The 16,459-nt window shown below is 40.8% G+C and carries 10 protein-coding genes; all 10 read left to right on the forward strand.

What is annotated here, in order from left to right; translation table 11 throughout:
* The first annotated feature begins 3 nt into the window (after positions 1–3).
* The 10 genes from VB073_RS04170 (at position 4) to fucI (ending at position 16,425) form a co-directional block, all read left to right on the forward strand.
* Complete coding sequence (locus VB073_RS04170) at positions 4–1,842, forward strand: YgiQ family radical SAM protein (protein WP_323402887.1); 1,839 nt, start codon at positions 4–6, stop codon at positions 1,840–1,842.
* 114 nt (positions 1,843–1,956) lie between these two features.
* Complete coding sequence (locus VB073_RS04175) at positions 1,957–2,682, forward strand: hypothetical protein (protein WP_323402888.1); 726 nt, start codon at positions 1,957–1,959, stop codon at positions 2,680–2,682.
* A gap of 772 nt (positions 2,683–3,454) precedes the next feature.
* Positions 3,455–6,601 (forward strand): SusC/RagA family TonB-linked outer membrane protein, encoded by a 3,147-nt coding sequence (locus VB073_RS04180; RefSeq protein WP_416349498.1) that lies wholly within the window; start codon positions 3,455–3,457, stop codon positions 6,599–6,601.
* Between the two features lie 11 nt (positions 6,602–6,612).
* The gene (locus tag VB073_RS04185; protein WP_323402889.1) at positions 6,613–8,532 is read left to right on the forward strand and encodes a RagB/SusD family nutrient uptake outer membrane protein; all 1,920 of its coding nucleotides are present in this window, start codon (positions 6,613–6,615) and stop codon (positions 8,530–8,532) included.
* A 23-nt stretch (positions 8,533–8,555) separates the two neighbouring features.
* Positions 8,556–9,731, forward strand: coding sequence for a DUF5000 domain-containing lipoprotein (locus VB073_RS04190; RefSeq protein ID WP_323402890.1), 1,176 nt, complete (start codon positions 8,556–8,558; stop codon positions 9,729–9,731).
* A gap of 34 nt (positions 9,732–9,765) precedes the next feature.
* A complete protein-coding gene (locus VB073_RS04195) occupies positions 9,766–10,437 on the forward strand; it encodes a DUF4998 domain-containing protein (protein ID WP_323402891.1) in 672 nt (223 codons plus the stop codon).
* A gap of 66 nt (positions 10,438–10,503) precedes the next feature.
* Positions 10,504–11,844 carry an alpha-L-fucosidase gene (locus tag VB073_RS04200; RefSeq protein WP_323402892.1) on the forward strand — a complete coding sequence of 447 codons (1,341 nt, stop codon included), beginning with the start codon at positions 10,504–10,506 and terminating at the stop codon, positions 11,842–11,844.
* Between the two features lie 35 nt (positions 11,845–11,879).
* Positions 11,880–13,370 carry an alpha-L-fucosidase gene (locus VB073_RS04205; RefSeq protein WP_323402893.1) on the forward strand — a complete coding sequence of 497 codons (1,491 nt, stop codon included), beginning with the start codon at positions 11,880–11,882 and terminating at the stop codon, positions 13,368–13,370.
* A 208-nt stretch (positions 13,371–13,578) separates the two neighbouring features.
* Positions 13,579–14,562 carry a GntR family transcriptional regulator gene (locus VB073_RS04210; protein WP_323403186.1) on the forward strand — a complete coding sequence of 328 codons (984 nt, stop codon included), beginning with the start codon at positions 13,579–13,581 and terminating at the stop codon, positions 14,560–14,562.
* Positions 14,563–14,655: 93 nt separating this feature from the next.
* Entirely contained in the window at positions 14,656–16,425 is a 1,770-nt protein-coding gene (gene fucI, locus VB073_RS04215; protein ID WP_323402894.1) for an L-fucose isomerase, read from the forward strand.
* Positions 16,426–16,459: the final 34 nt, after the last annotated feature.

The following is a 16,459-nucleotide window of genomic DNA, read 5'->3' on the forward strand; positions in this document are numbered from 1 at the left end:
CGTATGGACAACCGATCCTATCAACTCACCGACTGGCTGCCCACTACCAGGAAAGAATTGGATCTTCGTGGATGGGGCACCCCCGACGTGATTCTCTTTTCCGGTGATGCCTATATCGACCACCCTTCATTCGGAACTGCGGTCATTGGCCGCTTGCTTGAAAGCAAGGGGTTACGCATAGCCATTATCCCCCAACCGAACTGGCGGGATGATTTGCGTGATTTCAAAAAATTAGGTGCTCCCCGCCTCTTCTTCGCTGTAACGGCTGGCGTAATGGACTCGATGATCAATCATTACACGGCCAACAAGAGACTCAGGTCTGAAGATGCCTACACGCCAGATGGCCGCACCGATATGCGCCCCGACAGGGCAGTCACCGTCTATTCCCGTATCCTGAAGGAACTTTATCCCGATGTACCGGTAGTAATTGGTGGGGTGGAAGCTTCATTGCGACGGGTCACCCATTACGATTATTGGGACGACAAACTTCATAAGACCATCCTGGCCGATACAAAAGCGGACCTGTTGATCTATGGAATGGGAGAACTTCCTCTTAAACAGCTGATACGTGAGATTCGTGAAGGTAAATCCATTTCTGAGATAAATGATATCCCGCAAACCGCTTTTTTGCGTCCCGAAGTGCCGGCAAACAGGTTTGCGGAAGAGATAAGCCTCTTTTCACACGAGGAGTGTCTAAAAGATAAACTGAAACAGGCCAGGAATTTCCGTGTGGTAGAGGAACAGTCTAACCGACTTTCGGCTGCACGCATTCTCCAAAAGGTGGAGAGTAGGATTCTTGTTGTAAATCCACCCTATCCTCCGATGAAAGAAGAAGAGATTGACGCCTCGTTCGACCTCCCCTATACACGCCTTCCCCATCCTAAATACAAGGAAAAACATATCCCCGCCTATGAAATGATCAAATTCTCTGTCAACCTTCATCGCGGGTGTTTCGGAGGATGTGCCTTCTGCACTATCTCCGCACACCAGGGAAAATTTATCGCTTCCCGCTCCAAGCAATCTATCCTGGAAGAGGTAAAGAAAATCAGCCGAATGCCCGACTTCAAAGGCTATATCAGCGATCTGGGAGGCCCTTCGGCCAATATGTACAAGATGCAAGGAAAAGATTTGACAATCTGCGAGAAATGTAAAAAACCGTCCTGCATATTCCCTAAAATCTGTTTCAACCTGAATACTGACCATTCCGACTTGCTGGATATATACGAAGAGGTGGATGCATTGCCCGGAATAAAGAAATCTTTTATCGGAAGCGGTATTCGTTACGATATGCTTTTGCAGCAGACCAACGATGAGAAAGCCAATGAGTCTCAACGGAAATATCTGACTGAATTGATCAAAAATCATGTCTCGGGTAGATTGAAAGTCGCCCCGGAACACACTTCCGATTCCACACTGAAAATAATGCGAAAACCCTCTTTCACTTTTTTCAACCAGTTCAAAAAGACTTTCGATGAACTGAATAAAAAAAATTCGTTGAACCAGCAGCTTATCCCCTATTTCATTTCTTCGCACCCGGGATGTTCAGAAGAAGATATGGCTGAACTGGCGGTTACCACCAAAAAACTCGACTTCAGGCTTGAACAAGTACAGGACTTCACGCCTTCCCCCATGACCCTCGCTACCGAAATCTATTATACCGGCTACCATCCTTATACATTACAACCCGTCTTTACAGCAAAGAGCAAGGAAGAAAAAAATGCACAACGACAATTTTTCTTTTGGTATGACCCCAAACAGAGACAATCCGTTATAAAAGAACTAAAACGGATAGGACGACCCGATCTGATCAATAAGCTTTATTCGGGCAATTCAGGGAAATAATACAAGGACAAACAGTTAAATATTGTCAAATTATCAAATTTGTTCATTTTTTCGTGCAGCGTTTTTGTCTTTCATGCATCTGATAGGTATAAGAAAAAAATGAAAGAAAGTCGCATGAAGAAAAAAGCAATGGCAATAAGCATCCTTCTGATGGGGATACTACTCTTCACTCCCTCTTGTGACGACAATCTGGGTAGTTTCCGTATTAGTATAGCCACCGTCGTACCGGAGGGTGATAAGGCTTATTCATTACTGTTGGATAATGGTAAACGACTGTTCCCTACTGCCGGAGATGTAAGATATTCTCCCAAGTATAACCAGCGTGTATATGTAAATTATACTCTTCTCTCCGAGAAGAACGGAGCAAATGACTACGATGTCAAAATCAATGAAATTTGGAATATACTCACAAAACAAACCATCGAGCTCAATGCACAAAATAAAGACAGTATAGGTAACGATCCTCTAAAAGCGAGAGCAGTATGGGTTGGAGGAGACTATCTAAATGTTTCTTTCCTTTTCAATTATGGTGGCGTCAGGCCACATGCGATCAATCTTGTCAAAAACACTCTTTCTACAAAAGAATCTTCGCAAGCTATTGATCTGGAACTGCGACACAACTCTTACAACAGCTCCCATACAAATTTAATCGAAGGATTTGTTTGCTTCGACCTGAAACCGTTCAGGGCAAATGATGCCGATTCAGTAAAACTCTCCATCAAAGTGAATGAATGGAGTGGAGATACAACATACGATGTTATTTACAGATATAATCAGCCTGCGGTGGAAGCTTCCGCCCAGATGCCTATACCTGTAATCTCATTCAATGAATACTATTGATTATTAAAACCACAATTAAATTAGTTCTATTTCTTATATGACTTTTTGATTTTCCAATAACCGGGCGACCCCTGTGAAGAGTTCGCCCGGTTTACTTTTGTATAAAAATATGTTACATAACATATAAAAATATTTTTTAAAAATACCTTTTAGCCCTATCTTTGTATCAGTATAGTACAGCACAGCACAGTATTTCTAATGAAACTGCGATGTAATAAAATACCAAAGTGCAGTAACTTGCGGATTACAGGTATGAATCCATTCCTGCATATGAGTTGGGATAGAGATAAACTATCCTATATTAGGTTATTGAATAAACATAGATCTGTTTCTTTATATATGGTTTTTAATGGATCAATATACCAAAACCTGTTACAAAAATATTCGAAATTGCACTCCGTATTTGACAAGTATCGAAAACACGCCACAATGAGCAGAAAATTTTTTAGCAAATTTTGTTTTTACAATAACAGATCACTCATGTTCATTGAGAGCGTCAACAAAAAATTTATCCTATTTTTTCGACCAAAAATCAGCACAGTTCAGCACACTATATATAGATTTGAAATATTATAAAATAATCGAATACAGTGAGTATCTCACTATAACAGACGTCATGGAGGTGCGTCCAGAAAACCTCAAAGTAGCTTTATAAATCGGACAATACCGATTTAATGAAAAATGAAAGGCTCCCTAATCAATAAAATCAATGCAGTGGGGGAAGTGGGAGTGAAAGTGATATTTACATCTAACTAATTATTAATTTGGACCAATGAAAAAGAAAAAAGATTCATTTAAATGGAAAAGGCTACTATTCATCTGTGCCTGGATAGTGTCTTTAGGAATGTATGCACAGAACATTACCGTGAAAGGAAGAGTATTCGATGAACAAAGCTATCCTCTACCCGGGGTAACAATCACAATAGAGGGATCTACCAAAGGTGTGATCACAGACGTAGATGGGAATTATACCATAGAGGTAAAACCCAGTGATCAGTTGACATTTTCCTTTGTTGGTTATAGCACTCAAACAATTAGAGTAGGAGAACAAAGGAAATTAGACGTAACTTTAAAAGAGAAAGTTGACGAGTTGGAAGAAGTTACTGTTGTAGCTTTTGCGAAGCAAAAAAAGGAGAGTGTGATAAGTGCAATTTCCACTATAAACACGAAGGATCTAAAAATACCCAGTAGTAATCTTACCACAGCGTTAGCAGGTCGTATTGCAGGTTTAATTTCTTATCAACGGAGCGGGGAACCGGGTAAGGATAATGCTGATTTTTTTGTAAGAGGGGTTACCACATTCGGATACAAAAAAGATCCGATGATTTTATTAGATGGAAATGAAGTAACGTCACAAGATCTTGCGAGGATGCAACCTGACGATATCGCAAGTTTCTCCATCATGAAGGATGCCACGGCAACAGCTTTATATGGATCAAGAGGTGCAAATGGCGTAATTCTGGTAACGACAAAGGAAGGAAGGGAGGGTAAAGCGATCATGAATATCAGGTATGAAAACTCTATCTCTACACCAACACACAGGGTGGAACTGGCTGATCCTATAACCTACATGAAATTACATAATGAGGCGGTAAGAACAAGGGATCCATTGGGTGTTACGCTATATTCACAAAACAAGATAGATAACACTATTGCCGGTGGGAATCCTTATGTCTATCCTACAAATGATTGGTATGATATCCTTTTCAAGGATTACGCCCAGAATCAGCGCCTAAACTTTAATCTTAGTGGGGGAGGTAATATTGCCCGCTATTATCTGGCAGGGACATTGAACAACGATAACGGAGTATTGAAAGTGGATCCGATCAACAACTTCAATAATAACATACAGTTAAACAAGTATATGTTACGTGCCAACGTGAATATAAACGTTACTCCAACCACAGAAGTAGCTGTTCGTTTGCAAGGAACATTCGACGATTATACCGGCCCCCTACAGGGAGGAGATGCAATGTATTCCCTGGTGATGAGGGCCAATCCGGTATTATTCCCACCCTTCTATAAACCGGATAAAGCCAATATATACACGAAACATATTTTGTATGGTAATTATGACAAGGGGCAATTCGTCAATCCCTATGCAGAAATGACAAAAGGATACAGGGATTACACCACTTCCCAGATGTTTGCACAAGTGGAATTCAAACAAAATCTCGATTTCATTACCAAAGGCCTGTTCCTAAGAGGCATGTTCAACACAAACAGGTATTCTTTTTACGAAGTTAGCCGTTTCTATTCTCCTTTTTATTATAACATTTCCCGCTATATCAAAGAGCAGGATGAATACATTTTAAATGTCATCAATGAACAGACAGGCAAAGAATATTTAGATTATAGGGAAGGGGGGAAAGATGTCACCTCAAGCACTTATTTCGAAGGAGCTCTGAACTGGGATCGTGTTTTCATTGAAGACCACGCTATAAGCGGGCTATTGGTAGGTACTATGAGAGAATCAATCCGTGCCAATGCAGGAGATTTACAACAATCTCTTCCGAACAGGAACTTAGGATTGGCGGGACGTTTTACGTATGCATATGCTTCACGGTATTTTACTGAATTTAATTTTGGGTATAATGGATCTGAGCGTTTTTCAAAGAAAGAAAGGTTCGGGCTCTTCCCCTCGATAGGACTAGGTTGGATTGCATCAAATGAAAATTTCTGGGATAAAGAGTTGAAGAAAGTGATCAATCAGCTAAAATTTAAGTTTACCTATGGACTTGTAGGAAATGATGAAATCGGCTCATCAAGCGACCGTTTCTTTTACCTGTCAAATGTAAATATGGATGATGAAAGCCGTGGGTCTTCCTTTGGGACGTATGGGAATAATGGAGGAAGAACATTAAATGGCATTTCAATTTCACGATATTCGAATGACCTGATTTCATGGGAAACAGCAGAAAAAACAAATTTAGGCGTAGAATTAGGTATTCTGGAGAAATTGAATATCCAGGTCGATGTTTTCAAAGAAAACCGGAAAAACATTTTGATGAGCAGAGCCGCTATCCCTGCCACAATGGGACTACAATCATCTATTAAAGCGAATGTAGGTAAGGCGAAAAGCAAAGGAATAGATATCTCAATGAACTATGACCATATATTTAATAAATCGTTCTGGTTAACAGGTTTGGCTAATTTCACATATGCTACTAATGCATATACAGTATATGAAGAACCCGATTATACTACCATGCCTTGGTTGTCGCATGTCGGGCAATCGCTTTCTCAAGTACAAGGGTACGTGGCTGAGCGACTGTTTGTGGATGAAGATGAGGTCAGGAATTCTCCGCCTCAATTCGGGAACTATAGGGCTGGGGATATCAAATATAAAGATATCAACGGAGACGGTAAAATATCGGAATTGGACAAAGTCTTTATTGGCTACCCCACGAGTCCTGAAATTATCTATGGTTTTGGTTTTTCAATGGGTTACAGGAATTTCGACGTCTCCTGTTTTTTCCAAGGACTGGCTAGGGAATCTTTTTGGATTAATCCCAATGGATATAATCCCGATAATAATGAAATTGGTACAGCACCTTTCATTGACAGGCAGAATGCATTATTAAAGGCATACGCAGATAGCCACTGGTCGGAATCCAATCGTGATTTATATGCTTTATGGCCTCGACTCTCGGAGACAGTCATCGAAAATAATGTCCAGACATCTACATGGTTTATGAGAGATGGTTCTTTTTTGCGTTTGAAATCATTAGAAATTGGATATACCCTCCAAAAAGATTTGATCTCTAAAATTAAGATAAACAATTTCAGGTTGTATGTAAGTGGAACAAATTTGTTGACGTTTAGTAAATTCAAACTATGGGACCCGGAAATGGGGGGTAATGGTTTGGGATACCCAATTCAACAGGTATTTAACATAGGACTTCAAACAACTTTTTAAAAAACAAGATCATGAAGAAATTGATATATTTAATCGCTACAATTTTATTCAACGGGGTTATGGTTTCATGCAACTATTTAGACGTGGTGCCTGATAATGTGGCAACAATAGAATATGCATTTAGAAACAGAACTTCTACTGAAAAATTCTTATATACCTGTTATGGTTACCTGCCACGTGAAGGTGATGTATTGTGGGATGTGGCCATGGGAGGAGGAGACGACACCTGGACTCATTCATTTATCGGATGGAGTGCACGAAACATTGCCAATGCCAGACAAAACTCTACGAATCCTTATATAAACTTTTGGAATGGTGGACAAGGGGCAGATGTCAACTTATGGCAGGGGATAAGAGATTGCAATATTTTTCTTGAAAATATCAACAGTGTAATTGATATTCCTGAGTATGAAAAAATAAGATGGGCAGCAGAAGTGAAATTTTTAAAAGCGTATTATCACTTTTATTTGTTCAGAATGTATGGCCCAATACCCATTGTTGATGTAAATCTTCCGGTTTCTGCGGGGATTGACGCAGTGAAAGTATACAGGGAACCGGTTGATTCTGTCGTTAACTATATAACCGATTTAATGTTAGAAGCTTCAAAGGAATTACCTCCGGAAAAAGATGTCATAGAAGGAACTGAAGCGGGAAGGATGAATAACCTGATTGCGATGAGTGTGCGTGCCCAGGTGTTCATTTTTGCAGCAAGCCCATTATTTAATGGTAATACAAATTATGCAAGCATAGTCGACAATCGGGGGATCCATCTCTTTCCTCAAACCTATGATGGAAATAAATGGAAAATTGCAGCAGATGCCTGTAAAGAAGCCATAGAGATGTGCCACAACCAGGGCAAAGCTCTCTATGATCTAGTGGATCCACAAGCCATGACAGCCCCGGAACCTTTCTGGATACAGACTACCTATCGACAAGCAATCTGCGACAGATGGAATAAGGAGTTGATCTGGGGAGGCACCAATGTCGATTGCGCCTCACTATCACGACAAGCCCAAGCGAAAATAATGCGTTTAGCTGCAGAGCATACATCGATCAGATCCGAATGGGGACCCACCATTAAAATGGTAGAATCGTATTATTCTAAAAATGGTGTACCCATCAGCGAGGATATAGAATGGATCGATAATGAATGGTACGACCAGCGCTTCAGGATGAGACCGGAACCTTCATCGGGTGACGAGAAGTATTACATAAAAGAAGGTCAAAAAACAATATATCTTCATTATAACCGTGAGCCCAGATTTTACGCGAGCCTTGGATTCGATCGTGGAATTTATTTCGGTAACGGCTACTATGACTTCCCCGACAACGTAAAATGGACCGAATTCATGGCAAAAGAGTTCTCCGGGATGAGTTCTGCTTCAGAATGTTTCTCAATAACAGGTTATTCGGTAAAAAAGATGCATAGTTTCAAAAATGCCGTCACAAACAGCACGAATAGTGTTGAATATTATCCTTTTCCTGTAATGCGTTTAGCCGACTTATACCTATATTATGCAGAAGCATTGAATGAAGCGAGTGGTCCGTCGGATGAAGTTTTCTTTTATCTGGATGCTATAAGGGCAAGAGGCGGACTCGAGGGAGTTAAACAATCGTGGGATACTTATTCGGTAAATCCTTCTAAACCGGATACAAAAGAGGGTCTACGTGAAATTATTCAGGCAGAACGAAATATAGAATTGGCATTCGAAGGAAAACGATTTTGGGATATACGTCGATGGAAACAAATTTCGACATACAATGTACAACCGCAAGGATGGAATGCCATCGGAGACAATCCAGAAGACTTTTACAGGTTGACCAATCTCCCTCAAAAGCCGATTAAATTTTCTGTAAAAGATTATTTTTGGCCAATTAGAGAATATGATCTCTCTGTCAACAAAAATCTGATTCAAAATTATGGATGGTAATAAACTCATTAATATAATAAAAAATGAAAAAATATAATTTTATCAATTTTATTTTCATCCTTACGATTATACTTTTTTCTTGTAAGGAAGAGCCGATAGGCCAAATACCCATTGACAATACTCCCCCGGGAAAAGTGACCGATTTGAGCGTTAAGAACATCAAAGGTGGTGCTATTATCACTTACGTTTTACCCAAAGATGAGGATTTACTGTATGTAAAAGCTCAATATATGTTGAAAGACAGCATTCCCAATGAAGTCAAATCCTCCCTATACACGGATACATTAAAAATATATGGATTTGGAGATACCAAACCCCGTCAGGTAACATTATACGCTGTAGATCGAAGCAGAAACGAATCGGAAGGTGTATCTGTAACAGTTGAACCTCTGGAACCCCCAGTACTTACCATAGCAAAAACGTTACGGATGATCGAAGACTTTGGTGGGATCCATCTGTATTGGGAGAATGAAGATAGAGCCGAGATATCTGTAGTTGTGCTAAGAGAGGATAGTAATATGGAATATGTTCCCATTGAAACTTTTTATAGTTCAGTTATAGATGCAAATGGGGCTGTGCGGGGACTGGATACCATACCTATGAACTTTGGTATCTTTGTACAAGATCGATGGGAAAATCGTAGTGAAATATTATATAATACTTTAACCCCACTGTTTGAAACAAAACTCGACCGACTTAAATTCCGCGCTGTAACATTGCCCAACGACGAACCTTCAGCATGGGGTTGGGTATTACAAAATGTTTTTGATGGAATTATCGGCGACCAAGGTTTTCATACTGCACAAGGTTCCGGTAGATGGCCCCATGCTTTTACGATTGATTTGGGAGTATCATGTAAAATTAGCCGGATTAAAATGTATCAAAGACAAGGTGATTGGATATACCGCCATGGTAATATTAAGAAGTTCCAACTCTGGGGGAGCAATACTTTAGATGTATCCGGAAACTGGGATAGCTGGATAAAACTGATGGATTGTGAATCAATAAAACCCTCAGGGTTACCCCTCGGACAATATTCAGCTGAAGATCAAGCTTGGGCAGCAGATGGTGAAGAATTTATTAATTCGCCAGAAAATCCTACTGTCAGGTATATCCGATTTTTGGTTACCGATAATTGGTCAGGTGGAGACTTTGTACATATCTCTGAAATAGAAGTCTTCGGAGATAATCGCTTTTAACAATTATTTATCTCACATTTAAACTGATAACAAAATGAACTATAAGATTTATTCTCTCCTCTCCGCACTATTGATAATTATAATTTCTTGTTCCAAGATGAACGATATGCATCAAATGTATTTAGACGACGGAGAAAAACTTTATGCTGCAAAATTGGATAGTGTGGCACCCAATCCGGGATTTAATCGCATTGAGTTTGAAATGTACGCCTTATCACAAAGGATCAATAAAGTCCGGATTTACTGGAATGACAAGAATGATTCTGTAGATGTAATGTTGAATAATAAACCTGGAATTTATAAGCAATTAGTATCAAACCTGGAAGAAGGTGAATACATCTTTTTCTTCGTGAGTTTTGATGATTATAATAACAGATCCCTTGATTATGAATTAACAGCCATTTGTTATGGTGATTCATATGCTTCTATTTTATTGAATAGAAGCATAGAAAATATAACTAAGAATGGAGGTAATATTATTATAAAATGGAGATCTATTGCCGGGACTAATGTAGTTTCAACACAATTCACATACCAAACCTCAACTGGCGAAAGCAGCGAAATAGCGATACTTCCAGGTGAAAATACAACCACCCTAACAAATGCAAAAGAAGGAGGTACATATTCATACAAAACGCTATATAAACCCACTCCTAATTCTATCGATACTTTCGCGTCGATGGTTGAGAATGGTGTATTTCCCTGAAACAAAACGGATCTATGACAAACAATGATGAATAATTTATTGATTATTAATATTAAATTCACGAATATGAAAAAGATTATTATTACGCTTACAGTGTTGCTGATTGCATGGAGTGCATTATTGCCACAATCAAAAATCGGAAATGAAACAGCGGCTCAGAAAGAGCAGCGAATGAAATGGTGGACCGACGCCCGCTTTGGGATGTTCATTCATTGGGGATTATACGCACTTCCCGCTCGCCATGAATGGGTAAAACATAATGAAAGACTTACCAATGAACAGTATCAGAATTACTTCGAAGAGTTCAATCCGGTAAATTACGATCCGGTAAAATGGGCTAAGGCGGCAAAGCAGGCCGGGATGAAATACGCTGTGCTTACGTCGAAGCATCATGAAGGATTTTGTCTTTTTGATTCTAAATTGACGGATTATAAATCTACAAATACACCAATAAAAAGAGATCTCGTAAAGGAATTTGTGGATGCTTTCAGAGCCGAAGGCCTGAAAGTGGGCTTTTATTATTCCCTTATAGACTGGCATCATCCCGATTTCACCATTGACAGGGTACATCCTCAACGGGTCACATCGTCAGCCGAATATGAGACGTTAAACAAGGGAAAAGATATGAATCGATATCGTACTTACCTGCACGATCAGATAAAAGAGTTGCTCACCAATTATGGTAAGATTGATATTTTATGGTTGGATTTCTCTTATCCCGGGGAAAACGGAAAAGGGCGAGACGATTGGGGAGCGATAGAACTCATTAAGATGGTGAGGAAGTTACAGCCAGGCATCATTATCGACAATCGTCTTGATCTGAACGATTATGAAGATGGCTATGATTTTGAGACTCCCGAACAGGTTTCACCATCGAAACTGGCAGAGTATAAAGGAAAATATTGGGAGACCTGTCAGACTTTTTCCGGCTCATGGGGTTATTATAGAGACGAATCCTCATGGAAAACCCAAAGACAATTGTTAGATTTACTCATCACATCAACTGCAAATGGAGGAAATTTACTATTAAACGTAGGTCCCACCGCCAAAGGTGAGTTTGATTACAGAGCCACAGAAGCGATAGAAAAAATCGGATACTGGATGCAGGCAAATAGTGAGTCCATTTACAACTGTACTTATGCGCCCGATGAGTTCGGAATTCCTGAGAATATTGATGCCCGCCTTACTTATAATCCTGAACGAAGAAGACTATATCTCCATTTATTTGATTATTCTTCCGGAGGAAAGATTAGATTAAAAGGATATAAGGACAAAATAAAATATGCGCAACTGCTGAACGATAACTCTGAAATAAGATATCAAAGTAATGATAATGATATTATATTCGAGTTGCCTACTCAAAAACCACCATATGAAGTACCTGTCATTGAATTAATATTAAAATAGAGTAGCAAAATTTACTAATTGAAATTTAAAATCGAATGAAACATATCTTTAAAACTGAAAACAGATTGTCAGGTAAAAACAGTAATGGGTACCGGACAAATTTCTTTCCTGCAATATTTTTTGGGAATCATCTTGTGCCATCAGCCATATTTATTTTCACCATCAACGTATGCGCTCTCTTTGCACAGGAGAGATCAGCACCAAAAAGCTTAATTGATCTCCAACAGGAATTTGTCAATCTGCATTTTGGAATGTTCATCCATTACAATATCCCGACATATATGGACGAAGACTGGGCAGACCCGGAAGCCTCGCCTGCGATTTTCGCACCTGTCAAACTTGACTGCTCCCAATGGGCTAAAGCGGCCAAAGAAGCAAAGATGACCTATGGATGCCTGACCACGAAACACCATAGCGGATTTTGTATCTGGGACACAAAGACAACCGATTACAATGTGATGAACAGTCCGCTTAAACGGGATGTGGTGAGAGAATATGCAGATGCTTTCCGTCAACAAGGGCTAAAGGTGATGTTATATTATTCTATTCTGGATACACATCATAAGTTACGCCCGGGATGGATAAGCCAACAGCATATTCAGATGATTAAAGACCAGTTGACAGAATTGATGACCCAATATGGAGAAATAACAGCCCTAATTATTGACGGATGGGATGCACCCTGGTCCCGAATATCGTACGACGAGGTACCCTTTGCCGACATCTACCGCCTGATAAAGAGTATCCAACCTGATTGCCTGGTGATGGACCTGAATGCAGCCAAGTATCCGGCAGATATTCTATATTATACTGATATCAAATCGTATGAACAGGGTGCCGGTCAACACATCTCCAAAGAGGAGAATCGCTTGCCCGCCTTGTCCTGCCTGCCAATTAATGGTAGCTGGTTCTGGAAGACCAGCTTTCCTGACACGCCGGTGAAAGATCCCAAAGTGCTGGTAGATGACAATCTTATTCCTTTTAACAGAGCCTATTGTAATTTCATCCTGAATGTGGCTCCCAACCGGGATGGGCTGGTGGATGACAATGCGGTGGAAGCATTGAAAGAGATTGGCCGCCTGTGGCATAATACCGACCCGTTACCTCAATTACCACCTAATGATGGAGCTATTATTTCAACCAATATAGCGAAATTCAAACCGACAAATTCAAGTTGGAGCGACGATATGCATATTATGGATTTTGCCAATGATGACAATTTCCGTACAGCATGGCGATCCAATAAATCAGTCAGGCATCCCTGGATTGAAATCGATCTGGGAACAGAGCAGCCGTTTAACCTGATCACAATCGCTCAAGGTGGAGAAAAAAGCAATATCCGGAAATATAGGATTGAGTATATGCAAAATAACCAGTGGATACCGCTTTTAAGCAATAATAGCGAGAAGAGCATTAAAGTCGATCGCTTTAATCAGGTATGGGCCAATAAAGTGAAAATATGGGTGGATGAATTTGCCTCTCCTCCAATAATAACTGAAATAGGTATTTATAATGAAATAAAATAAAATCGATGAACAGGTAGTAGTTTGATTATAAATCTGTTTCAAATTGAATTCTTACCCAATTCGCCCAAGTCAAAGTAAAAAACATCAGACTTGGGCGAGTTTATTATGTGGGCTAAAATATGATATATAACATATAAAAAAAATTGTTTTCTTCGGTTTGTCAACCTATCTTTGCATCAGCACAGTACAGGACGGCATATTATTATTCATGGAAATGGAGTTCAATAACAAAAATACAAAAGTACAGCAGCTTACTGATTTCATACAACGATCCATCTCAACGCACGAATTGAAAGTAGGTGATAAATTACCATCTATCAATCAATTGAGCAAACAATTTCATCTTTCCCGCGACACTGTTTTCAAAGCTTTCACCGATTTGAAAAACAGGCAGATCATTGACTCCATACACGGCAAGAACTATTACGTAGCCTCTCATACCAAACACATCTTACTATTATTGGACGAATACACTCCTTTTAAAGAGGTATTATACAACACGCTAAGAGAAAGAATACCGTCCTACTATGAGATAGATCTTTGGTTTCACCAATACAACGAGCATCTATTCAACCAGATAGTGAGCAATTCTCTGGGTATGTACAACAAGTACCTGGTAATGAATTATCACAACGAAAAATTTTCGGAAGCGTTGCTGAAAATAGACAAGAAAAAGCTGTTGTTACTGGATTTCGGGAAATTCGACAAGAACGGTTATTCCTATGTTTGTCAGGATTTCGACAACGCTCTTTATAATGCATTACAAACAATAAAAAACGACTTGAAGAAATATCGAAAGTTGTTCTTCGTATTTAATAAGCACCATAAACATCCGCAAACCAGTAAGGAATACTTTTGTAAGTTTTGCATCGACAATAATTTTATGTTCGAGATCATAGATGAGATCACCGGGAAGACTGCCATTTTGGAGAACGCATTCTATCTGGTCATCAAACAGGAAGATCTGGTTTCAATCATAAAAAAGGGAAAATTAGAGCAACTCAAAGCAGGAAGGGACTACGGGTTACTGGCCTATAATGAAAATCCGTTCTATGAGGTAATTGAAAACGGAATAGCCAGTATCGGGGTTAATTGGGAAAGAATGGGCAATCTGGCTGCGGATTTCGTTGTTAAAGAAAATTCCATCCAGAAGTTCTTGCCGACAGAAATCATACTTCGAAACTCATTTTAACTGCCTACACGACTATCCATACCGGACAATCCAACCCCAATAAAGGGAAAAATGGAAAATAACAGATAAATAACATTCTAAAAAGAAATTAATATGAAAAAGTATCCTAAAATCGGAATCCGCCCCACTATCGACGGACGTCAGGGAGGTGTAAGGGAAAGCCTCGAAGAGAAGACTATGAATTTGGCAAAAGCTGTGGCCGAGTTAATCACTACCCACTTAAGAAATGGAGATGGAAGCCCGGTGGAATGTGTGATTGCCGACGGCACTATCGGCCGTGTAGGTGAAAGCGCCGCCTGTGCCGAAAAATTCGAACGGGAAGGAGTGGGTTCCACCATTACAGTAACGTCAAGCTGGTGCTATGGATCGGAAACGATGGACATGAATCCTCATTATCCGAAAGCCGTATGGGGTTTTAACGGGACAGAGCGCCCGGGAGCGGTTTATCTTGCGGCAGTATTGGCATCGCATTCACAAAAAGGACTCCCCGCTTTCGGTATTTACGGCCATGAAGTACAGGAACTGCAGGACAATACTATCCCTTCAGATGTGGCTGAAAAATTGCTTCGGTTCGCACGTGCCGCACAGGCTGTGGCCACGATGAGGGGACAGTCATATCTCTCCATCGGCAGCATATCGATGGGTATTGCCGGCTCTATGGTGAATCCCGACTTCTTCCAGAAATATTTGGGAGTCCGTAATGAATCGGTCGATTCCACAGAAATCCTTCGCCGGATACAGGAAGGGATTTACGATCACGAAGAATTCGAAAAAGCGATGGCCTGGACCGAAAAATACTGTAAAGTGAATGAAGGGAGCGATGTCAACAGGCCTGAAAAAACAAAGAGTAGGGAAGAGAAAGACAAAGACTGGGAGTTTGTAGTAAAAATGACTATCATTATCCGCGATCTGATGCAAGGCAATCCGAAACTGGAGACGATGGGTTTTAAGGAAGAAGCGATCGGGCATAACGCCATCTTCGGGGGCTTCCAGGGACAACGCCAGTGGACCGATTTCCTGCCTAACGGTGATTTCAGCGAGACCATACTGACTACTTCATTCGACTGGAACGGTATTCGTGAAGCCTATACCTTCGCCACTGAAAATGATTGTCTGAACGCAACGATGATGCTGTTCGGTCATCTGATGACAAATACCGCACAGATTTTCTCGGATGTACGTACTTATTGGAGTCCCGAAGCGGTGAAACGTGTTACCGGAAAAGAGCTTACCGGCTTAGCAGCCAATGGAGTGCTTCACCTGATCAATTCGGGCGCTACCACCCTCGACGGTACAGGGCGTATGGATTGTGACGGCAGACCGGCCATGAAAGAGCCGTGGAACATCACCGAAGAAGAGACAAAAGCTTGTCTTGCCGCCACCGCCTGGTCGCCGGCCAACCGCGATTATTTCCGTGGCGGCGGATATTCATCTACTTTCCTGACCCGTGGCGGCATACCCGTCACCATGTCGCGCCTGAACATGGTAGACGGCCTGGGGCCAGTCATTCAGATAGCCGAGGGATGGACAGTCGATCTCGACCCGGAAGTGCATGACATCATCAACCAACGTACCGACAGGACATGGCCCACCACATGGTTTGCGCCCCGTCTTACCGGAAAAGGGCCGTTCAAAGATGTATATTCGGTGATGAACAACTGGGGAGCCAACCACGGCGCCATCAGCTACGGCCACATAGGACAGGATCTGATCACCCTGGCATCAATCCTCCGTATTCCAATATGCATGCATAATGTAGAAGACGACGACATCTTCCGTCCGTCGGCATGGAATGCTTTCGGTATGGACAAGGAGGGTGCCGATTTCCGCGCCTGCCAGAATTTCGGGCCTATTTATAAATAATCAATCGTACAACAGTTAACAACTATATCGCCTA

This window comes from Proteiniphilum sp., from assembly GCF_034927365.1.
GTDB lineage: Bacteria > Bacteroidota > Bacteroidia > Bacteroidales > Dysgonomonadaceae > Proteiniphilum.